Source organism: Cupriavidus sp. USMAHM13, from assembly GCF_001854285.1.
In the GTDB taxonomy this organism is placed as follows: Bacteria; Pseudomonadota; Gammaproteobacteria; order Burkholderiales; family Burkholderiaceae; genus Cupriavidus; species Cupriavidus malaysiensis.
The window spans coordinates 153,411-174,894 of sequence record NZ_CP017753.1 but is presented as its reverse complement, the minus strand read 5'-3'; the positions used below and the strand labels follow the sequence as shown (position 1 = coordinate 174,894).

Below are 21,484 nucleotides of genomic sequence, written 5' to 3'. Positions count from 1 at the left end.
GTATGAAAGAAGGCACATGCGTGATACTGGGAGCCAGATAGTTGGATCGAGACGAACTTCTCCGATATTCGCAAACCGTGTGCGATGGCCTGCGAGACGATGATGACGGACTGCGGCGAGAGGTGCTCGCACACGCCGGGAGTCGTTGGTCGCTCGGTGTCGTCCACACGCTCGGCGTGTACGGCAGGCTGCGCCATGCCGAAATCGGCAGGCGCATGCACGGGGTGACTCAGCGGATGTTGACGCGCACGCTACGACAACTCGAACGTGACGGCCTAGTGCTCCGTCACGATTTCGATGAAGTGCCCCCTAGAGTCGAATACGAGTTATCCGACACGGGCATGGACCTGCTCGTTCGCATGGTCCCGTTGTGGACCTGGATCGTCGAGAATGCGGACCGCTTCAGAGAAGCGAGGCGGAGTTTCGACACCCAGAACCGCGACGCGAACTTGTAGCTTGCCGATTGTTGATTCGCATTCCCTGCTTCATTGGCAAGGATAAGGATTGACGCACTCCGAGTGAAAGGCTTATGGCGGCCGCGCACTTCGTACTTCGTCGTCAATCCATCCCGACGAGCCGCACCGTCCAAGGTTCGCGCCCTCGCTGACGTCTTGTTTCGGCTGGTGCAGGAAGATTGGTTGTTATCAGGGAATACTTTCCTGTACTGCGAATTCGCAGTCAGCAGGTGACGTAAGCGCGAACACCGCCAATGCCAGTGTTCAAATCTTCGATGATCACGTTACGCGTCGCCAATCGGGCTGCCGAAGCAGGACGGCACATTTCGACAAGGCAGAGTCTGATAGCTGAGCGGAACTGACGTTCGAATGTCCGCCCGAGCGCGCGGTCGAACGACCGCAAGTGGCCGTTCTGCGACGGTCGCGACTGCGGGCAACGCCGACGCCCGATTTTTCCGGCCAGGATCTGGTAGTGACCAGTTCGCCCTCAAAGGCGGCGCTGCGAAGCCAATCTGCGTGCGCCCCACCCTGCCCGTGGACCCAGCCGCTGCCGGCCAGCGACACTGCCCGATCAAAGGCCCAACGAAGCATTCAACCCCGCACAAACCGCACGCCCGTGCCGACATTTGAATTTGCCGCGCGCCCCGACATCTGAGATCGCCCTAGACAGTGAATGTAGCGGCTAAGTTGTAATGTCCGCACCTCCGTTCTAGCAAAGCTGAAATGTCCGCTTGAGCGCCGAACCATGCTATCCAGCCTGCCCGGTTAGATACGATGGAGACGCCAGGCGATAGCTAGATCTGAGGTCATTACGGTGCAGGGCCAGCCACCGCCGCCGCAGCACCCGCCACTGCACGTGAAGCGCCAGCGGCAGATCAACCGGCTAGACCTGGAGCGTGCGATCAAAGGCACGCCCCGGCCCTGGTTGGCTGGTCGCGTTCCGATAGCGGACCCCAAGCCGTCTCGATGCCGGATGGCGGCTACCGCCCCGAAATGGACTGCCACAGTTGCAAAAAGCGGTCGGTCTACGGAAAGCAAAGGGTAATTTGCTTCAATACGTGCGGTCCCATCCCGCTATACCTTCGGGCTCTGTGATTTCCCAACGAGCGTATCGAAGGCAATAGATGAGCCATCTTCTTTCCATGAGCGCCTTTGCCCTGGCTGCATCGATTTCTCCCGGGCCCGCCAACATCGTTGCGTTGAGTACAGGCGCTCAGCATGGACTACGCGCCAGCATGCGGCATGTTACGGGAGCGACCATTGGTTTTACGTTGTTGCTCTTGCTGACCGGGTTGGGATTACACGAAATCCAGAGTCATTGGCCGTATCTGACGAAGTCAATTCAGTGGGCCGGGGTAACGTTTCTGTTTTACATCGCCTACAAGCTCGCCGTCGATGACGGGCGACTCGGAGCGGAGGAGGCAACAAGAGGTCCGTCGTTGCTCTCCGGAGCAGCGATGCAGTGGCTGAATCCGAAAGCATGGCTAGCATCCCTTGCGGGCATGGGGGCATACGCAGCAAACGGCGACCGCATGTTGGTCTGGCAGTTCACGGTAGTCTATTTCGTGATCTGCTATGGATCGATTGCCTGCTGGGCATATGCAGGATCATTTTTGCGTCAATACTTGAGCGATCCCAAGCGGGTCCGGCTATTCAATCGCCTGATGGCGCTGTTGCTTGCGGGCAGCGCCGTCTACCTGCTTCAGGCATAGGCGGCTGGCTCGGCCACGCCCTGGGGCTCAACCACGATACTGGCGAGGCGTGGCCGCCACAAATTGCCGAAAAGTCCGTTGCAGGTGGGCCTGATCAGAGAATCCCGCTTCAATGGCGACATCGGCGATGGCTCGCCCCCGCCTGAGCTCTGACCGGCTGTATTCGATACGGCAATTGATAAGGTACGCGTGAGGCGTCATGCCGTAGCGATCCTTAAAAGAGCGGATCAGATAGGACGCAGAGAGATCTGCTGCTGCACAGATCTCCGCCAGCTTGAGCGAGCGCGTGCAGTTTTCTCGTATGTATTGCGCCGCGCGGACGAGCTTTCGATTCGGGCTCCCAGTCAATGCGGGGGCCGGGCTCAGCGCTTGCTGCACTTCCGAAAAGAAGGTGAGCGCCGCACTATGCTTTTTCAGATGGTCTGCGTGCTCGTCGGTGCATACGGCATATAGGCGATTCAACCCAGCATACAGGTCAGGCCGAGTCGTCATGGTGGTCGAAAACGCACGAAAGCCGCAGTTGTGACTGAAACCGAGTTCATGCTGAAGGTCCATCAGCCAAGAAACGTTCACATAGAACATGCGATACGACCACGGCTGATTGTCGATCGGATTGCAGGCGTGGACATCTTCCGGGTTGATGACAACCACTGCGCCGGCACCCACGTGCTCCTGGACTCTCCCGTTGAGATACGTACTGCGGCCGCCCGTGATCGCACCGATTGAGAACGTGTCATGCGCGTGTTTTGCATAGCAAACCTGGCGACCGCCCTGTATTGAACGAGCCTCGATAAACGGCAGCGTTTCGTCGCGCCAGAACGTCGGGGCTATTGTCTCTTTGACCGTAAGGGGCACACTGTTCATCTGGTTTCGCGGCTATGTCCACGCGTGGCATTGGGTACTGTAACGCTTCCTCGGTCGAGCACGGTGCCCAGATTGGCCCGGGATGTCGGCCAGCCGCTTCTGGCCGATCTCCGCCGCCAGCTCTTCTCTCGACGATCGGCGACGGCCTTTGACGGCTCCCGCCCCGGAACCGCCGTTCGGGATTGGGCCACAGCAACGGCGGGTTCCGGACGTACTGCTGCCGTTCGCAAGTTGAGTTAATCGTTGAGTAATCGGCTATCTCAGTCCCGCCTATAGAAGGGCCATACCTTCTGACCGTCTACTTATTAATAGCTCCCGGCAGGAGATCCCATCGAGGATCCAGACCATCCGTTCCTGGCGAACTGTAATCGGCACGGGGTAGTCGTCGATGAAACTAGAGCCGTCGAGGGAGAAGTTCGCTAGAATGACCATTGATGCTTTGAACGCTCTAATCGAAAGCCGAGTTCCCAGTGCAGCCAGCTTGAACCGTCAGATGCGTAGGAGATGGCTGTACCGCATTGTGAGCTGAAATGCCTATGCATAATGGCTTTTTCTTCATCACGATTGGAATTACGTCCTAACGGCTGGCTTCCTCGGACTGCTGGCTTTGAGCTAGCATGCGCGCCACCTTATGACGCCGCGTAGCCACGGCCGAATCAATCTCACTGCCGGACACAGAGAAAGCCTGCCCCCTGCCGGCGATGGATTGCTCGGGTTGCTGACATTTGTATCGCGCGTCGGCGGAGCCGTGGTTCGAGGTATCCGGGAGGAAATTGTTGCTCTTGCGTGACCTGGGGAACTCCTTGCGCCATGGCGGTCCCGGCCAGACCTCTACCCTACTTGATGGCGCCAACCCGACGATGGCGGCTGGATCTCCGGTGTGCGCCACCGAACGGCCGGGAGCGCGGCTCAGTTGGACAATAGCGATCTCTTCATAACGGTCCGCCGTATAGCGCGACTTCTTGCGCTTACAGCTTCTTTGATCCAGCCCAAAACCGTGAATGGTTCATCACCTACCTTACGAACATGACCATGTGACTTGCGCGGTAGAAGTGAGTCGCTGAGGCCTGTGATCCGTCGCGTTTCGCGATGCACTGCTACCCAACTTACGATCGTAGCCATCTTTGCCTCTCAAGGAGAAAGTGATGCAAATCGTACTTGCGGCCGATGGATCAACGTACAGCGATGCGGCGGCACAATGTGTGGCTGCCGGGAAATTGCTGAAGGGGCCATTGCTCGTACACCTCGTTCACTGCATGCCAGACGTGTCGGGAGAGGTGAAGTCCTACATCAGCGCCGCGGATCTTGCCGCATGGCACTCGGACGAGAGTGGGCGGACGATGCGCTCTGCCGCTGAGATCCTGAGCGCAGCGGGTGTTCCGTTCGAACAGCACGCGCTGACGGGTTTTGCACCAGAGCGCATCGTCGAGTTTGCACGCTCTGTCAATGCGGCAGCGATCGTGATGGGCACTCACGGCCGTGGCGCATTCCTGGATGCCATTGTCGGTTCCGTAGCGGGCCGCGTCATTGCTCACGCCCCATGTCCTGTCCTTCTGGTGAAGGCTGACACTGCCAGTAGCTAATGACTGGGAATGGCATACGGAATGACCTCCGGAAATCAGGTTAGCTCTGCTATGTCCAACGATCGCAGTCCGCTCTTTCGTGTGCGCGACGTCTACAAGACGTATCAAGCGGGCGAGGTGGTCGTTCACGCGCTGAACGGCGTGGACCTCGACCTTTTTGACCGGGAGTTTGTCGCCCTATTGGGAGCATCGGGCAGCGGAAAATCGACGTTGCTGCATATACTTGGCGGACTAGACCGCCCGACGTCCGGGACCATCGAATACCAGGACCATGACCTGGCACACGCCGATGAGGCGGGTCTTACCCTTTACCGCCGCGAGCACGTCGGCTTTGTATTTCAGTTCTACAATCTGATTCCGAGCTTGACGGCCCTGGAAAACGTCGCACTGGTGGCCGATATCGCCGAGCATCCCATGAATCCGCTCGATGCCCTTGAGTTGGTAGGGCTATCGGCGCGCAAGGACCACTTTCCAGCGCAACTCTCCGGCGGAGAACAGCAGCGCATCGCCATTGCCCGTGCCGTCGTCAAGCAGCCGGACATTCTTCTCTGCGACGAGCCGACTGGAGCGCTGGACTACAGCACGGGGAGGCTTGTACTTGAGGTTCTTCAGCGCGTAAATACGGAGCAGGGGGCAATCACTGCCGTTATCACCCATAACACAGCCATAGCTGCAATGGCGGACCGGGTGCTGCACATCAGCAGTGGCCGCATCACGGAGATTGAGCAGCATGCAACCCGGGCAAATCCATCGGAACTGCGATGGTAGCCGCGCGCTTGACCATGCTATCGCGCGAGTTGTGGCGGCTTCGCGCCCAGGTTGCTGCCGCGGCGCTGGTCGTCGCATGCGGCATAGCCGTGCTGGTCGCGATGAATGGGGCATGGCGCTCTCTTACATCCGCCAAGGACAGCTACTACGAGATGCAGCGCTTTGCCGACGTGTTTGCCAATGTGAAACGTGCGCCGGTTTCCCTCGAAGGACCCATTCGGGCCATCCCGGGCGTGCGGGAGGTCCTCATGCGCATCGTCCATGACGTTAATGCGGATGTACCGGGCATGCGCGAGCCGGCCACACTTCGGCTGATTTCCCTGCCAGCCGTTGGCAAGGCCGGCATCAATGCGCTATGGGTTTCACGGGGCCGACTTCCCGACCCTTCCCATGACGACGAAGCCGTCCTTAGTGTCGCCTTCGCAAATGCCAATGCACTGGGTGTCGGGGGGCACGTGACGGCCATACTCAATGGTCATACCCGCCGGTTGACGATCACTGGCCTCGGAATGTCACCAGAGTACGTTTATGAGGTAGGGCAGGGCATGGTGTTTCCGGACAACCGTCGGTTCGGCGTCATGTGGATGGGGCAGGCCGCAATGGAATCCGCCTTCGATATGAAGGGGGGATTCAATGATCTGGCTATCCAGCTTGACGCGGAGGCCCGCCCCCAGGAGGTCGTCACAAGGCTGGACCGGATGCTTCTCCGTTACGGCTGCCTCGGGGTGTATGAACGGACGCTGCAACAATCGAATCGATTTCTTAGCGATGAACTCGACGAGATCCGCGTGATCGCTAACTATGTCCCGGCCCTATTCCTGGCGGTGGCGGCCTTCCTCTTGTATACGTTGCTGAGTCGCCTCGTCACCTTGCAGCGGGCTGAGGTTGGTTTGCTGAAGGCGTTTGGCTACAGCACCGGGGCCGTGGCGATCCAGTATGTGTATTTTGGCCTGGCGACGGTATTGCTTGGGGTGCTGCTCGGCGTGCCTAGCGGCCTGTATCTGGAGAAATTGCTGGTCGATCTATACCGCCAGTATTTCCATTTCCCCGAGCTGAACGCCGAAGTCTCTCCCGGGATCGTGGTCGGCGCTGTCATGGCCAGTGTGTGTGCGGCCTCCTTGGGCAGTGCATCGGCCGCGCTGCGCGCAGGCCGCTTGTCACCGGTTGAAGCGATGCGCCCCGAGTTACCCCTCGGCTTCCGGGCGAGTTTTCTCGACCGTGCAGGCCTCTTGGCGGTGCTGCCGATTCCCCTGCGTCTGATTTTGCGCAATCTGGCTCGCAGGCCGGGTAAGGCCTTGATGTCCATCGCTGCCATCGCGCTGGCCGTAGGTTTGACCATCGTCGGAAGGTTCGGTCTCGACGGCGTCAATAGGATTCTCGATCTCCAGTTCGGCCGCGTTCAGCATGAAGATGTAACGTTGATCTTCAACGAGCCGCGCCCCCTGCGGGTCATCCATGACTTGGCCCAGATGCCGGGCATCCTGCGAGTCGAGCCATTTCGAATTGTGCCGGTATGGTTGCGCAACGCGAATCACTCCAAACGCACCGAAATCACTGGGCTGGAACCCACGGGCGAGTTGCATGAGATTGCGGGCTACACCTCCGGTCGCCATCGGATTGCTTCAGACGGGCTTGTACTCTCGGCAAGACTGGCGACGGAGCTGGGCTTAACGGTGGGCGAGCGAGTCGAGGTTGAAGTGCTCGAGGGCCGCCGCAACAATCTGGTCATGCGGGTATCGGATGTCGTCGATGACCTGCTGGGCGCCGCTGCCTACATGGACTACAAGGCATCGTCCCGCTTGCTAGGCGAAGCGCCGGCAATCAGTGGGGCGTACCTCCGCGTCGACGCCGACAAGGCACAATCTCTGTACCAAAGGCTCAAGAGCCTGCCCGTCGTGGGTTCCGTGATCATACGGTCCGCTGTGATCGCCAGCATCGAAAGAACACTTGATCGAACGTTCGTCGTCTCCAGTCTTGTGCTGGCGGCCTTTGCCACGGTCATCGTGGCGGGGGTCGTTTACAACAACTTTCGCATTGCGCTGTCCGAGCGCGGGAATGAACTGGCCAGTTTGCGGGTACTTGGCTTTTCCCAGCAAGAGGTTGCGGGGATTCTGCTTGGCGAGCAATTCCTTCTGACGATCTTGTCCTTGCCGGTCGGCATCGCCGTGGGCTATGGCTTGTGTGCTTTGCTCGTCCCCATGTTCGACCGCGAGGCCTTTCGAATCCCGCTCAGCCTGAGCCGGCAAACACTGGCGCAGGCATTGCCGCCAGCCATCGGCGCCGCGGCCGTGGCCGGACTGCTCGTCCAGCAGCGGCTGCGACGGCTGGACCTGATCGCTGTGCTGAAAACCAGAGAGTAAGGCGATGCGGTGGTCAAAAGCCGAGACGCTCCTGATGGTGGGCTCTGTTGTGATTGCGGCAGGCCTTGGCTATCTGCTGATGCCAGAGCCAGTGGACATCGAGGTGGTGCGCCCCTCCGTTGGCGCGATGGCAGTCATCACGAGCGAGGAGGGCGAGACCCGTAGTAGGGAGCGCTACGTTATTGCTGCGCCTGTCGCAGGAAGACTGATTCGGATCAGCTTGCGGGAGGGTGACTGGGTGCAGGAAGGCGAAGTAGTGGCGGAACTTGCGCCACTGCCGCTGACAGCCCAGGAACGCGAAGAAGTCGAAGCAAGGGTGGCTGCGGCGCGTGCAGCATACCGTGAGGCACAGGAGCGCGTCCGGCATGCCGCCGAAGACTATGCTCAGGCGCAGCGCGAACTGCAGCGTGTCGAGAGGCTGGTGCGGGAGCGCTTCCTGTCTACTCAGGCCGGGGAGCAGGCCGCCAACGCCACCATTACCGCCGGCAACGATCTTGCCGCGGCGCGCGCCCGCGCCAGCACCGCCTTGGAGGAGGTCCGCGTGACAGAGGCCGGCCTGATGGCCATCAAGCAGCACAAACGTGGGCGCTGGCCGGCCGTGCCAGTTCATGCACCGTTCACCGGGGCCGTATTGTCCATTCCGGAGCGCAGCGAGCGGGTTATCGCTGCGGGCGAGCCCTTGCTTACGATCGGCAACCCACATGACCTGGAGATCGTGGTCGAGCTACTGTCAACGGAAGCAGTCAAGGTGCGGCCGCAGATGGCGGCGAGGCTGGAAGGATGGGGCGGCGACCAAGTGGTACAAGGCAAGGTTAGGCTCGTGGAGCCCCATGCGTTCACCAAGGTATCCGCCCTGGGCATAGAAGAAAAGCGAACTCGGGTAATTATCGACGTTATTGATCCACCCTCTGGATTGGGTGACGGATTTCGCGTCATCGCGAGCATTGTGCTGTGGCAGACCGATCGCGCGACAAAGTTGCCCGCGAGTTCGCTATTCCGCTGCGAGGCTGCACAATGGTGTGTGTTTCGGCTTGAGGGCGACCGGGTGCGCAGGACGGAGGTCAGAATTAGTCACCGCAATTCGGATGAGGTGGAACTGCTTTCTCCCTTGACCGACCACGTACAAGTGGTTCGATATCCGCAAAGCAGCCTTCAGGATGGCCAGCGGGTCAAGCTGCGTACCGGCCACTAGTCCATTGTGTCAGTCGAAATGTCCCGAATCGACTGCGCCCCCAGATTACATGCCACGTAGGATGATCGCAACGACCGCGCCGTTGCCGCGTATTGCGCTAAATGTACGGCGTCGGAGGTGCAGCTTTCCAGTGCGGTTACGCTGGCGCCGTGTGCGAATGAAGGCTGGTTGTCTTCCATGGTCGCCGCCGCCGGCCCAAGTTGGTTGAGGTGTCGCGCGGGCGCTAATATTTGGCTTGTCGTCGAATCACAAGGCACTGTCAATGCAAAAGCAAGATGGATTGAATCCCGGAGCGGACGAAACGCCAGCCAGTCAGGCTGCGGCAAGACGAAGCACGCTCGTGAGCGTCGCGGTCAATATCGGCTTGACACTCGCCCAGGTTGCCGCCGGAATCTTTGCTGGCTCCCAAGCGCTGGTGGCCGACGCAATTCATTCCCTTTCGGATCTGGTTTCGGACTTCGTTGTCTTGTATGCCAGCCACCATAGCAAGAAGGCGCCAAGCCAAGCCTATCACTATGGGCACCAGCGTTTCGAGACTGCCGCCTCGCTGATACTTGGACTTCTTTTGCTAGTCGTCGGCGTCGGCATGCTGTCAAACGCCGTACTCAAGCTTGAACATCCGGATTCAATCCAGCCAGTACGATTAGTCGGGCTCTGGGTCGCCCTTGGCGCGCTGGCAACCAAGGAATTGTTGTTTCGCTATATGCTCGCGATCGCCGAACGAGTCCGGTCAAGCATGCTGGTTGCGAATGCCTGGCACGCTCGGTCGGATGCAGCATCTTCGCTGGTGGTAGCAATGGGGATCCTGGGCAATACCCTGGGTTACCACCTGCTGGATCCGATCGCGGCACTCGTGGTTGGCCTGATGGTGACAAGAATGGGCTGGCAGTTTTCCCGAAGTGCCCTGCGGGACCTGATGGATCGTGCGATCGACGCGGAGACGGTAACGGCGATTCGAAATGCCATACTGGAAACGCCAGGCGTGATCGGTGCGCACGATGTGCGGACCCGGAAGATGGGTGACATGATTCTCGTGGACGTCCACCTTGACATCAATGCAGCGGCGAGCGTGAGAGAGGGTCATGACATTGCACTTGAGGCGAGACGGCGAGTGATGAGCCGCAAAGATGTCCTCAACGTCATGACGCACGTTGATCCGGTCGACGTGACATGAAGTCTTGTGGTCAATCTACAAAATGCACTTGGCAGAACTGGTATGAGGAACAATTGCGATTTGTTCTCACAGAGATAATCAGGTGCATTTCTCCCTAGGTGCAGACATGCGCTTCGGCTCTCGCCTCCTCAATACTGCACTGCTTGTCAACTCCGTCGTGACGCTGGGTGCTGGCTTGTTGGCAAGCCGGTGGGATTACCTGTCGGCAGCGGCCATCCATGTCATCTGGCTGTTGGGCGTTGTGCCGATCTTGGTTGCACTGAGCGCTGCGATCGTGCGCGCCGCACTAAGGAGGCAGCAGGGCGTAGATATCCTGGCGTTCCTGTCAATTGGCTTCTCGCTAGGCGTGGGCGAGTTTCTCGTGGCTGCCGTCATCGCACTGATGCTAGCCAGTGGGCGCGCGCTAGAAAGCTTCGCAGAGGCCCGCGCGCAAAGGGAGATGACAGCGCTTCTCAGCCATGCGCCGAAGGTGGCCCATCGCTTCCAGGACGGCCAATGGCGGCAGGTCGGCCTTGAGACCGTCCAGGCGGGGGACCGGTTGCTAGTCCGCCATGGAGAACTTGTACCGGTCGATGGCACACCGAGCGTTCCAGTGGAACTGGACGAATCAGCCCTCACGGGCGAATCCGTAGTGCAACGCCGGGTGGCCGGGGACGCCGTCTGCAGCGGCGTGCTGAACGTGGGCGCCGCTTTTGAGATGGTCGCGAGCGCCCCCGCCGAGCGCAGCACCTTTGCCGGCATCGTGCGAATGGTCGGGAAAGCACAAGCCGAACGCAGTCCGTCCGCCCGCTTGGCAGACCAGTATGCACTTGCCTTTGTGTTCGCGACGGTGCTTCTGGCTGCTGCGGGCTGGATTGTCAGCGGGGACCCGGCGCGCTGCCTCGCTGTTCTGGTCGTGGCCACGCCCTGTCCGTTAATCCTGGCAGTGCCGGTGGCCATCGTTTCCGGCATGTCCCGCTGCGCGCGGCGCGGTGTGCTTGTCAAAGGCGGCGGCGCGCTTGAGAGGCTCGCTGTGGCCAGCATCCTGTTCTTCGATAAGACGGGGACGCTGACCGGGGGGCACGCACGCCTGGTGGATGTTGCGTGCGCGGAGAGGCATGAGCCAGAAGAGGTACTGAGGCTTGCCGGTTCGCTGGCACAGGCGTCGAACCACGTCATTTCAGAAGCGGTCACGCTTGCGAGCCGCGAGCGAGGCATATCGCTACAGCCTCCGAGCCAAGTGGTGGAAACCCCTGGGGCCGGGGTCAGAGGTGTCGTGGACGGACGCAAGATCACGGTCGGATCGCCGTCTTACGTGCTGGGTGAGGGCGAAGTGCCGGCCTGGTGCACGAAGTTCCTGGAGCGGATTGGCTACGAGGGTGCGTCGGCGGTATTCGTGGGGGCGGACGGGAGGGTCATCGGGGCACTCCAGATGGTAGACCGTATTCGCCTGGAGACGCCGCGCGCACTCCGTCTCCTGCGACAGGAGGGCATTGTCCGGCAGGCGATGTTGACGGGCGACCGCCAGGACGTGGCGGAATCGGTCGGCGCCATGCTCGGTGTTACCGAGGTATACGCCGCCCAGACGCCAGGCGACAAGCTGTCGGCCATCCACGCCGCCCGCGCCAATGGGACAGTAATCATGGTAGGTGATGGTGTCAACGATGCGCCGGCGCTAGCTGCCGCGGATGTTGGCGTCGCCATGGGCGCGCGCGGTGCGGCGGCGTCCGCCGAGGCGGCAGACGTGGTCGTGCTGGTGGATCGGCTCGATCGTCTGGTCGACGCCGTACGCATCGCGCGGCGTGCCCGACGTATTGCGATCCAGAGTGTCGGCGTGGGGATGGCCTTGTCCCTGGTCGCAATGGCTGCGGCCCTGTTCGGCTATTTGCCGCCGTTGGCCGGTGCCATGCTGCAGGAAGCAATCGATGTCCTCGTCATTGTCAATGCATTGAGGGTTCTCGGGGCGGAGAAGGGAGGGGTCACGCCGCGCCTGCCTGCAGTGGATGTCGAGCGCTTGAAGGCCGAACACGCGGAGCTCGAGCCCATCCTCGACCGGGTTCGGGCTCTGGCCGACGCATTGCCACGGGTGACGGCCGAGAAGGCTGCCGCGGAGCTGACGAACCTCAGCCAGACACTGAATCAGGTTCTGGTTCCACACGAGCGTCGGGATGACACGCAGCTCTATCCTGGCATGGCGCGCCTGCTTGGTGGCGATGATCCGCTCGCGGCGCTGAGTGGCATGCATCGCGAGATCTTCAGAGTAACTCGGTTGCTGGACAGGATCGTTGCCAACTTGCCGTCAGACGGGCCAGACGAGACGAGCGCACGGGAATTACAGAGGCTCCTCTATGGACTCGATGCCATCCTGCGGCTGCATTGCGCCCAAGAAGATGAGCTTTATTTTGTCTTGGGAGGACAGGGATGAGCGACATTGCAGACTTGCTTGTCCTGGTCGTCGTGATCTTTGGCTTGAATCTGATGCCAGCCTTTGCCCCGCCGACATGGATGGTAATGTCATGGGTAGGTTTTTCGCAGCCAGAGGCCAACCCCGCCCTTCTGGCGCTTGCAGCGGCATGTGCAGCGACTACCGGCCGCCTGGTTTTGGCCCAGATGGCATTTGCACTGGTGCGCCAGCGCTGGATGCGTGAGGATGATAGACGGAACATCGACGTAGTTGCTCAGTGGCTGGAGCGCCGCAAAAGCATGACGGTGGGGTTCATGCTTGCTTATGCCTTCAGCCCATTCCCCTCGAACTATCTCTTTATTGCCTACGGCCTCACGGGGATGCGGCTTTGGATGATTGGACTGCCATTCTTTGTTGGACGCCTCATCAGCTATTTTGCATGGACGCATCTGGCACAGGTGGGCTCGCGCTATCTGGACACGGATCTTGACGGGGCCTATCTCGGTCTCTATTTCGTTCTCTCGCAGTTGCTTTTTCTGGCGGCCGTGTACCTCTTCACAAAGGTGGACTGGCTATGTCTGCAGCATGAGCGTCGCCTACGTTGGCGACGCACACGGAAATTATCTTCCCCACCGTGACGAAGCAACGTGCCGGAACCTGGTCGATTTTGGGGTACCTATCGGTCGAGCCAGGGGTTTCCGGTGCAACCCCTCGCAATCGATGTCGCCAGGCCAGCTTACGCGCGCTTCTGCGTCGTGGGCGCAACAAGCAAATGGTCGATGCTTACTTGCAGGCCGTCTTGCCAGCCCGGAACCGGCGAGCGTAGCTCAAGGGACGAACCCGCGCCGCGTACAATCGCTTCGACGATAGCAAGGCCAAGTCCGCTGCCCTTGGCTGCCGTCGCGCCACGCTCGAACGGCTTTGTCAGACGTTTAAGTTCATCGCCTGGCAGCACCGGTCCGTGATTCCGCACAGTGAGCGAACCGGTGGCCAACAGCGAAATCCCCACAGGTTGCCCATGTGAGCCATGCTTCTGTGCATTTTCGACCAGATTGCGCACGACAATGGCAAATGCGTCCTGATCGATCCACGACTGAACCGGCTGGTCTGGCAGGTCAAGCTGGATCGGGTTCGCAGAGGCCACGCGCCGGAAATCCTCGATGACAAGTTCCAGTACCGGTCGAAGATCCTGCGGCGCATCGCCGAGCACGCGTCCATTTTCCGCCTTCGCGAGTTGCATCAACCTTTCGCTGACCCGCGACAGCGTGTGCAAGGATCGTTCGACGTTCTGCACGCGCTCCCGCATGGCGGCGGAAGGCATCTCGTCCATGAGACGCTGCGTCTGTGCGAGGGCCGCGGCAATCGGCGTGCGCAACTCGTGTGCGCTATTGGCAGTGAAGCTGCGCTCGGCGGCCAGCGCGCGATCCAGCCGAGCCATCAGGTCATTGACTGCGTCGGCAATCGGCGCGACTTCCGCCGGTAACTCCTTCTTTGCGAGCGGCGTCAGGTCGTTCTGACCGCGCGCAGCAATGCTGCCGCAGAAGCGTCGGATTGGCCGCAGCCCGGTCCGGACAATCAGCCAGATTCCACACAGGCCCACCGGTAGAAACAGGATGAGGACCTTGGCGACCGCGAGCGCGGCTTCCATCACGGCATGCCGGCGCGTGGCGAGCGGCTCGGCGATCATCAGAGAGATAGTGCCCTGTAAGCCCGGCTCGGCGTAGATCCGGTGCGATGGCGTAGAAGTGAAGCCGGCTTTCAGGCCCGGCGGGAAGATGGCCATAGCGGCGTCGTGCGATCGCAGCAGCAGTCTGCCCTTGTCGTCGCGGACCGCGTAGGTCAGCAATTCGTCGTGCGGGCGAACGGCTGCGATACGGCGGCTGCTATCCTCATCATCATCCGCATCCCGCCCGACGATGTCCATGATGGCGAGCGGCAACAGGCGCTGCGCGGTCTCCTGCAACGCACTGTCCGACATCCGATCGACCTCGCGACGCAGTACGTAGAATGAAGCCGCGGCGGCGGCGAGCGACAGCACAGCGAGCCCTGCAACCAGCGCTGCCGCGAGTCGACCTTGCAGGCTGCGCAGCATGGTCAGTCCCGCTTGAGCCGATAGCCGAGCCCACGCAATGTCTCGATGACATCGGCACCAAGCTTCTTGCGCAGCCGGCTCATGTGTACCTCGATGGTGTTGCTGCCAATCTCCTCGTTGAAGGAATAGAGGCGATCCTCCAGCCGGCTCCTTGACACGATCATTCCCGGACGCTGAATCAGGGCTTCGAGAAGTGCCCATTCACTGGCCGTCAGGTCGACGTGCGCGTCGCCGCGCATCACGCTACGCCCCGCCGTATCGATATGCAGTTCGCCGAGTTTGACCACGGGATTCGGGTTGCCGGAATACCGGCGTGACACCGCGCTCACCCTTGCGGAGAGCTCCGACAGGTCGAATGGCTTGACGAGATAGTCATCCGCGCCGGCGTTCAGGCCGGCGATGCGGTTCGATACCTGATCGAGCGCAGTCAGGATAATGACGGGCACGGTCGAACCACCCGCGCGAAGCTCTCGCAGGAAGTCGAGCCCCCGACCGTCGGGGAGCAGCAGATCGAGCAGGATCAGGTCGTAGTTGGCGGCCGCAAGGTGTCGGCGCGCCTCGGCGAGGCTGGCCACAAAGTCGGTCGGATGTCCGTCTTTCTCGATCTGGTCGCGAACGGCCTCCCCGAGCCAGGGTTCATCCTCGATGAGAATGACTCGCATTAAGATCTTCCTGATGGATGTCTCACATGACTTTGCCACGCGAACCTGTCGCGAACATGAAGAAAATCTTTCGTCTCCGCAAGCTTGGCTTCAGGTTTCAGGCGCATTGTGGAGTCCAAGGATGCGAACTGGAGATGTTAGCAATGAAACACCGGCGAATTGCCAGAGTTCTGGCACTCGTGATAATTGCGATTGTCGGCGCTGCCGGCATCCATTCCGCACAGGCGCACGACAGCGAGGACTGCGAGGCGCCGGTCAACGCCTGGAAGCCGCGCGACGATGTCCGGACGATGGCGCAGCAAAAGGGCTGGCAGATCGACAAGCTCAGGATCGACGACGGTTGCTACGAGGTCAAGGGTCGTGATGCCGATGGCCGGCGTTTCAAGGCAAAGCTTGACCCAGTCACCCTTGACATCGTGCGCATGAAACGTGAAGACGACGACCACGGCGGAGCACGCGGGCGCCTGCCGGGCGCGAATACTGGCAAGCCACCGGCTGACGCACCCCCCGAAAGCTTGCTGAAGCCAGGCACGAAGCCCCAGGTCCAGATCCGCTGACCCCTTATTGCCGACGCACCGCGTACCTCATCGGCTTTAATCCTGCTGAAGCAGCGGCAGGCCGATTCGATGGGTGCGAGGCCCCCCTTTTTGCCCAAATCAGGAGAATCCAGATGAAACACGCATTCCCAATCACCGTGCTTGCCGGCGCGCTTGCCGCGCCTTCACTGGCATCCGCGCGTCAGGTTTCGTTCGAGACGCAACTGTCGAGCTATGGGGGGGATGGCGCTTACGTCGCCATGTATGTCACCGATCGCGCCGGACGGCACCAGGGCACGCTGTGGGTGGCAGGGCGCAAAGCCAAGTACTACCGGCATCTGCGCGACTGGTATCGCACTACGGGCGGCACCGCAAAGGTAGACGGCATTACGGGCGCCAGCGTCGGCGCAGGCAAGACGCTGCATGCGACGCTGGATCTGTCCGACACGCTGCTCGACGCCGGATATGAGGTCCACATCGACACGGCGGTCGAGGACATGAAGGAATACCCGTCCGAGGTCGTCGTGCCGCTGACCACCTCGGGCGCGAACAAGACGGTCAAGGGGAGCGGCTATGTGAAGTCGTTCCGCTTTTCACTGTAACCAGGGGCAGGCGAGGAGGTGCTCGATGTTACGCAAGCTCCATTCAATCCCCGGTCTCGTCGCCGCATTGCTGATGACGATCGTCGCCTTGACAGGCGCGGCGCTGTCGGTGAATCCGGCACTTGAGCACGCAAGTGCCGTCCGTCCGGGCCAGGCTCCGCTGAGCGTCGCAACGCTCGCCAGCCGCGTGAGCACCTCGGTGCCCGACGTCGAAACACTCGTACGCAGGCCGTCAGGGGCGATCATCGCGTACTACCAGGCCGGCGGTGAACAGCGTGCATCCATCATTAATCCCGCTACCGGCAAGGCTGTCGGCGACTATCGCCCCTCACCTGTCGAGCGTTGGCTGAAGAATCTACACCGTAAGCTCTTTCTCGGTGATGCTGGGCGGACCGCAACCGGTGCGACTGCTGCCATCATGCTGTTCGCCGCGTTGTCCGGGCTTGTATTGCTCTCACGCCGGATGGGCGGGTGGAAGCACATGTTGGCCCCGATCCGGGGTGACGGGGTGCAGCGGTTGCATAACGAAACTGCACGAGTTGCGCTTGCCGGCCTCACGCTGTCGGCGATGACCGGAGTCGTCATGTCGTTGGCGATGTTCGGCGTGATCCCGGAAGGCGGCGCGCCGGAGCCCGCTCTCAGCGTTTCGGCAATTACCACGCCCCCAATCCCACTGCGGCAGATGCCTGCACTAGCAATAGATGTCTCCAGGCTGCGTCAGTTGACGTTTGCCAACGCGGCAGACCCTAGCAGCAGCATCGAAGTGAATACGACGGATGGCGCCGGTTATGTCGATCCATCGTCAGGCAGATGGCTTGCCTTTCAGCCGGCCGACGTCTGGCAACGTGTGCACGGGGTTGTCCGCATGCTGCACACGGGCGAAGGATTATGGTGGCTTGGGCTGATCCTCGGCGCATCGTCGGCGTCGGTGCCGTTGCTGGCCGCAACCGGCCTGCTGCTTTGGCTGCGTCGTCGACGCGCGATGCCGAAGCTCGCCGGCAACGTGCCGGCACGCGACGCGGATACTGTGTTGCTGGTGGGCACCGAGGGCAATAGCACGTGGGGCTTTGCTTCGGCGCTGCATGCAGCACTGACCCGGGCAGGCCTTCGCGTGCATGTTGCGCCGATGAACGATCTTGCGGCCGGCCGCAGCCTGCGGTATCTGCTGGTCCTGACTGCGACCTACGGTGACGGCGATGCGCCGGAGAGCGCTATACGATTCCTGCCGAAGCTCGAGCGCCTGACGATCCCAGGCGGGGTGGCGTTCGGGGTTTTGGGCTTCGGCGACCGCCAGTTTCCTCATTTTTGCGGCTATGCGCGAACGGTTCATGACGCGCTGACCGCCAGGGGGCTGGAAGCACTGACCGATCCGGGCACGGTTGACCGGCAGTCTGAATCCGAATTCCGGCAGTGGTGCACGGGGCTTGCCGAAAGGCTCGGCGTTTCGCTCGATATCCGCTACGCGCCATCGCTGCCGCCCACGATACCGCTCAGGCTCGTCTCACGTGACGACTATGGTACGGATCCGGAGGACATGACTTCGGTGCTGCGTTTCATGCCTGCCGAGGGCGCAAGATCCTGGGCTATCCTGCTACGGCCGCGGCTGCCCCGGTTCGAGACGGGGGATCTGCTCGGCGTCGTGCCGCCGGGCGCTACCTCGCCCCGGTACTACTCGCTCGCGAGCGCGACGGCGGACGGCCTGGTCGAGATCTGCGTGCGGCGTCATCCGTACGGCGTGTGCTCCGGGTATCTCACGGGCCTGAAGCCCGGCGACACGATTGAGGCATTCATGCGGCCGCACGCGTGCTTTCGCCCAAGTGCCGGAAGCGCACCCGTGATCCTGATCGGGGCCGGTACCGGGATTGGTCCGCTAATCGGCTTCATCCGGCACAATGCGGCCCGCCGTCCGATGCACCTGTATTTCGGTGCGCGCAATGCTGACGATAGCTTCCCGTACCACGACGAACTCAGGCACCTGGTAGCCGACCGGCGGCTGCAGGCACTCACGACTGCCTTCTCACGTTCCGGAAGCCGGAGCTATGTGCAGGAGCGCCTTCTTGCCGATGCACAGAGCCTGCGCACTCTGGTTACGCACGGCGCGCAAATCATGGTTTGCGGCGGCCGCAGGATGTCGGAGGGCGTCGCGCAGGCGTGGGAACGTATTTTGACGGATACCGGCTTGTCCGTCGCACATCTAAGAGCGCAGGGACGCTATGTCGAAGATGTCTATTGAGACGTTGCCAGGCACGCAACTCAAGCTTTGGCGTGTGAGCGGCGCGACGATGGGAACCCGCTACACAGCAGCCTTCCATGCGTCGCCGAAGACGGATGAAAGAGAACTGTCGGCGCGGCTTGCTGCGGCAGTGGGCGCGGTTGACGAGCAGATGTCGAACTGGAAGGACAGTTCCGACCTCTCTCGGCTGAATCGTTCCGAGCTGGATTGCTGGGTGCCGGTCCCCGGCAATCTCGCGGCTTTACTCGTGCGTGCGCTGGAGATCGGCCGTGACACCCACAATGCCTTCAACATCGGCGTCGGTGACCTGGTCGGCATGTGGGGATTTGGGCCATCGGGGGAGCAACGTGCACATCGTCCGGGCGGAGTGGGCACGCCGCGGGCAAGCTCATGCCGGCCTGTGAGCGAACTGATCGACGTGGACGTGCAACAGTGCCAGGTGCGCAAGCTGGGAGCTGTTGCGCTGGATCTGTGCGGCATTGCAAAAGGATTCGGCGTCGACGAACTTGCACGCGTGTTGAACGAGCACGGGATTGACTCATGGCTTGTCGGCATCGACGGCGAAATGCGCGCGTGTGGAAGCAAGCCGGATGGGGCACCGTGGGCGATTGCGCTTGAGGCCCCAGACTACGTGCGGCACGCCGCAATGGGCGTGATCGAACTAAGCAACGCCGCCATCGCGACGTCCGGTGACTACCGCCACTGGGCTGACATCGACGGTGCGCGTATCTCGCACACAATGGATCCCCGAACCGGCGCGCCACTGTGCAGTTCCCTTGCGTCCGTGACGGTCATTGCACCGACATGCGCGGATGCGGACGCCTACGCGACAGCCTTGCTGGTGCTCGGCGAGCAGGCCGGGCGAGATTATGCTCAGCGGCGGCGCCTAGACGCACTCTTCCTGGTACGCGATGGCGATGCGCTGCGCATGATCGGGACCGGCACCTTTGCAAAAGTGCACTAGGATCCTGGCCAGTTCTTTTGCTGCCGGTAGGAGCAGTAGCCATATGGCCTGCGGTCTGTCTTCCGTGACGGTATCCCGGTTACGGACATCATCCGGACCTGGCTCGACGTTTGGCTCACCGGCACGCGGCGCCGAGCAGGCCGCCGAACTCGAAGACGAGATTCTTGCAAACGTCGTAGGAGAAGGTGCTCGAGCGACCTCATCGAGATTGTCCCGGTGGCTAGCTTTGAAATCGAAAAAGAACTTGAATTCCTCGCCACGGACACATCGCCGGTGTCTCCGAAGACTTGACAAGAGGATGCGGCCGCGCGGCGTCGAAGACCGACGGTGTGGATTTCGGTGAGCGCCATGTAGGTCTTTCACAGCGCCGGCAAGACGGCAGGCTTCGCGCTTGAACGGGCACAAATGACAGTTCGGGATTGGCAATCGCAGTCGCTGCTCAAAGCCTCGTCTGCCCACTTGGCCGGCCGCTGACGCTCGCCATGCAAGGCTTTCTTGCGCCAGCGCAAATCACTGCTGTCGTTGAGATCTAGATTGAACTAAATGGGTAGGAGTGCGCCTTGCCGATGGCGTGACCGTGTCAATGTGAAGGAGTTGAGAGATGAAACGAAGAATCCTGGCGGCCACGGCCTCCGCCCTTGTACTCTCGTCTATGCCTGTTCTCGCTCAGCAGCCGCCTGCCGCCCAAGCAAAGCCAGCGGCGCCCAATGTGCAGGAATTCGACAAGCAGATGGCGCAGGCGCAAGAGAACATGAAGAAGATGCAGGAGCAAATGGACAAGATCCGACAGACCCAGGATCCCCAGGCGCGACAGAAGCTGCTTCAAGAGCACTGGGACACAATGCAAGCCAATATGCAGTTGATGCACAACATGTGGGGACCTGGCGGCGGAATGGGCCCGGGAATGATGGGTAGGGGCCCGGGGATGTTGGGCGGGCCAATGATGGGCTGGGGGCACATGGGTGGGTACTATGCCAAGCTCACACCGGAACAGCAGCGGCAGCGCCAGTACATGCGGGATCAGTACATGCCCATGCAGCAGATGATGATGGATCACATGATGCAGCATCAACAGTGGATGTGGCAGTCTCCGCTGCCGAAATGAAACCAGCGAGACCGTGCCTGCTTTCTACGCGAAATCCAAGCTATCTTCCAGACCATTGGGCCATTCATCTTTGAAAGTAGCGTCGTCTGTGGAGCGCGGACGTCATCGCGTTGGGAATGGACCGGACCGACGCTTTAGAGTCGCCATCCTGAGTTCCGTCTCAGATCAACTCGCTGCCAGGTCGGTTCATCCAGTGCTGCGGGAACGCGATCGGTCCGATGGTGACGCGCTGAGACAGTCGGCCCGTATTCGTGGTCGGTAATCGGGGCCACTGTCGAAATCTAATGGGGGACCGGTAAATGCAGATTTCAAAAGGCCCTGGCATCGGCATATCGTCGCTGTTGGCTGCGCTATTGATCGCGGGTTGCGCAACGCGGACGGAACCGGCGGAAGACCGCGTGCAGATCATGGAGCAGCGGGGCATTCCCTACGCTTGTGCCAGAGACGACGAAGCCGGTAGGCGGGCCATGGAAGATGTCGCCGCGCACTTCAATGTCCGACTCAGCATGATCGATGCGGGCAGCGCTAGGCCGCTAAGCGGGGCGACCGTGGTTGTGACCAGCGCCGATGGCAGGGCGGTGCTGCGCATTGTGGCCGGTGGTCCACGGTTATACATGCGACTTAAGCCAGGTGCGTACCGGCTCACGGTGGGATACCAAGGCCGTGACCAGATGCGCGACGTCGTCGTGTCGGACCAACCCCTGGACATGACGTTCCGATTCCAGGTCAACACGCTGGAAGATGACTGGCTACTTTGCAAAAACACGAGCTGTCCGTGCCGCTGAACTGAGCCGCCGCT

General features: G+C 61.1%; 18 protein-coding genes. 15 read left to right on the top strand and 3 right to left on the bottom strand.

Annotated elements, in window-relative coordinates; all coding sequences use genetic code 11:
* The first annotated feature begins 41 nt into the window (after window positions 1–41).
* The gene (locus BKK81_RS33600) at window positions 42–455 is read left to right on the top strand and encodes a winged helix-turn-helix transcriptional regulator (RefSeq protein ID WP_071023248.1); all 414 of its coding nucleotides are present in this window, start codon (window positions 42–44) and stop codon (window positions 453–455) included.
* A 1,124-nt stretch (window positions 456–1,579) separates the two neighbouring features.
* Entirely contained in the window at window positions 1,580–2,167 is a 588-nt protein-coding gene (locus tag BKK81_RS33595) for a LysE family translocator (protein WP_071023245.1), read from the top strand.
* A gap of 27 nt (window positions 2,168–2,194) precedes the next feature.
* Here BKK81_RS33595 and BKK81_RS34970 read toward each other — a convergent pair whose 3' ends face one another.
* Window positions 2,195–3,031 carry a helix-turn-helix transcriptional regulator gene (locus tag BKK81_RS34970; RefSeq protein ID WP_083384885.1) on the bottom strand — a complete coding sequence of 279 codons (837 nt, stop codon included), beginning with the start codon at window positions 3,029–3,031 and terminating at the stop codon, window positions 2,195–2,197.
* 1,142 nt (window positions 3,032–4,173) lie between these two features.
* Between BKK81_RS34970 and BKK81_RS33590 the strand changes: the two genes are divergently transcribed.
* The 7 genes from BKK81_RS33590 (at window position 4,174) to BKK81_RS33560 (ending at window position 13,129) form a co-directional block, all read left to right on the top strand.
* Entirely contained in the window at window positions 4,174–4,614 is a 441-nt protein-coding gene (locus BKK81_RS33590; RefSeq protein WP_156811589.1) for a universal stress protein, read from the top strand.
* A gap of 51 nt (window positions 4,615–4,665) precedes the next feature.
* Window positions 4,666–5,382 (top strand): ABC transporter ATP-binding protein, encoded by a 717-nt coding sequence (locus tag BKK81_RS33585; protein ID WP_071023239.1) that lies wholly within the window; start codon window positions 4,666–4,668, stop codon window positions 5,380–5,382.
* 14 nt (window positions 5,383–5,396) lie between these two features.
* A complete protein-coding gene (locus BKK81_RS33580) occupies window positions 5,397–7,742 on the top strand; it encodes an ABC transporter permease (RefSeq protein ID WP_231908290.1) in 2,346 nt (781 codons plus the stop codon).
* 4 nt (window positions 7,743–7,746) lie between these two features.
* Window positions 7,747–8,934 (top strand): efflux RND transporter periplasmic adaptor subunit, encoded by a 1,188-nt coding sequence (locus tag BKK81_RS33575; RefSeq protein WP_071023234.1) that lies wholly within the window; start codon window positions 7,747–7,749, stop codon window positions 8,932–8,934.
* Between the two features lie 262 nt (window positions 8,935–9,196).
* On the top strand, window positions 9,197–10,108 hold the full coding sequence (locus tag BKK81_RS33570) for a cation diffusion facilitator family transporter (protein ID WP_071023231.1): 912 nt from the start codon (window positions 9,197–9,199) through the stop codon (window positions 10,106–10,108).
* A gap of 106 nt (window positions 10,109–10,214) precedes the next feature.
* Complete coding sequence (locus BKK81_RS33565; RefSeq protein ID WP_071023228.1) at window positions 10,215–12,512, top strand: heavy metal translocating P-type ATPase; 2,298 nt, start codon at window positions 10,215–10,217, stop codon at window positions 12,510–12,512.
* A 5-nt stretch (window positions 12,513–12,517) separates the two neighbouring features.
* Entirely contained in the window at window positions 12,518–13,129 is a 612-nt protein-coding gene (locus BKK81_RS33560; protein ID WP_071023437.1) for a hypothetical protein, read from the top strand.
* A 98-nt stretch (window positions 13,130–13,227) separates the two neighbouring features.
* Here the strand turns inward: BKK81_RS33560 and BKK81_RS33555 are convergent, their stop codons facing one another.
* Window positions 13,228–14,583: a sensor histidine kinase gene (locus BKK81_RS33555; protein ID WP_071023225.1), complete on the bottom strand. Its 1,356-nt coding sequence runs from the start codon at window positions 14,581–14,583 to the stop codon at window positions 13,228–13,230.
* Window positions 14,584–14,585: 2 nt separating this feature from the next.
* Entirely contained in the window at window positions 14,586–15,245 is a 660-nt protein-coding gene (locus tag BKK81_RS33550) for a response regulator (RefSeq protein WP_071023223.1), read from the bottom strand.
* A 143-nt stretch (window positions 15,246–15,388) separates the two neighbouring features.
* Here BKK81_RS33550 and BKK81_RS33545 point away from each other — a divergent pair, with 143 nt between their 5' ends.
* From BKK81_RS33545 to BKK81_RS33520, 6 genes are all read left to right on the top strand, one after another.
* Complete coding sequence (locus tag BKK81_RS33545) at window positions 15,389–15,802, top strand: PepSY domain-containing protein (RefSeq protein ID WP_071023220.1); 414 nt, start codon at window positions 15,389–15,391, stop codon at window positions 15,800–15,802.
* A 113-nt stretch (window positions 15,803–15,915) separates the two neighbouring features.
* Window positions 15,916–16,383: a DUF2271 domain-containing protein gene (locus BKK81_RS33540; protein ID WP_071023217.1), complete on the top strand. Its 468-nt coding sequence runs from the start codon at window positions 15,916–15,918 to the stop codon at window positions 16,381–16,383.
* A gap of 25 nt (window positions 16,384–16,408) precedes the next feature.
* A complete protein-coding gene (locus BKK81_RS33535) occupies window positions 16,409–18,616 on the top strand; it encodes a PepSY domain-containing protein (protein WP_071023215.1) in 2,208 nt (735 codons plus the stop codon).
* On the top strand, window positions 18,597–19,580 hold the full coding sequence (locus BKK81_RS33530; protein WP_071023212.1) for an FAD:protein FMN transferase: 984 nt from the start codon (window positions 18,597–18,599) through the stop codon (window positions 19,578–19,580). Before BKK81_RS33535 ends, BKK81_RS33530 begins: the two co-directional genes overlap by 20 nt.
* 601 nt (window positions 19,581–20,181) lie before the next feature.
* Window positions 20,182–20,685 (top strand): hypothetical protein, encoded by a 504-nt coding sequence (locus BKK81_RS33525; protein ID WP_071023210.1) that lies wholly within the window; start codon window positions 20,182–20,184, stop codon window positions 20,683–20,685.
* A 299-nt stretch (window positions 20,686–20,984) separates the two neighbouring features.
* Window positions 20,985–21,470, top strand: a complete 486-nt coding sequence (locus tag BKK81_RS33520) for a carboxypeptidase-like regulatory domain-containing protein (RefSeq protein ID WP_071023208.1) — start codon at window positions 20,985–20,987, stop codon at window positions 21,468–21,470.
* Window positions 21,471–21,484 lie beyond the last annotated feature (14 nt).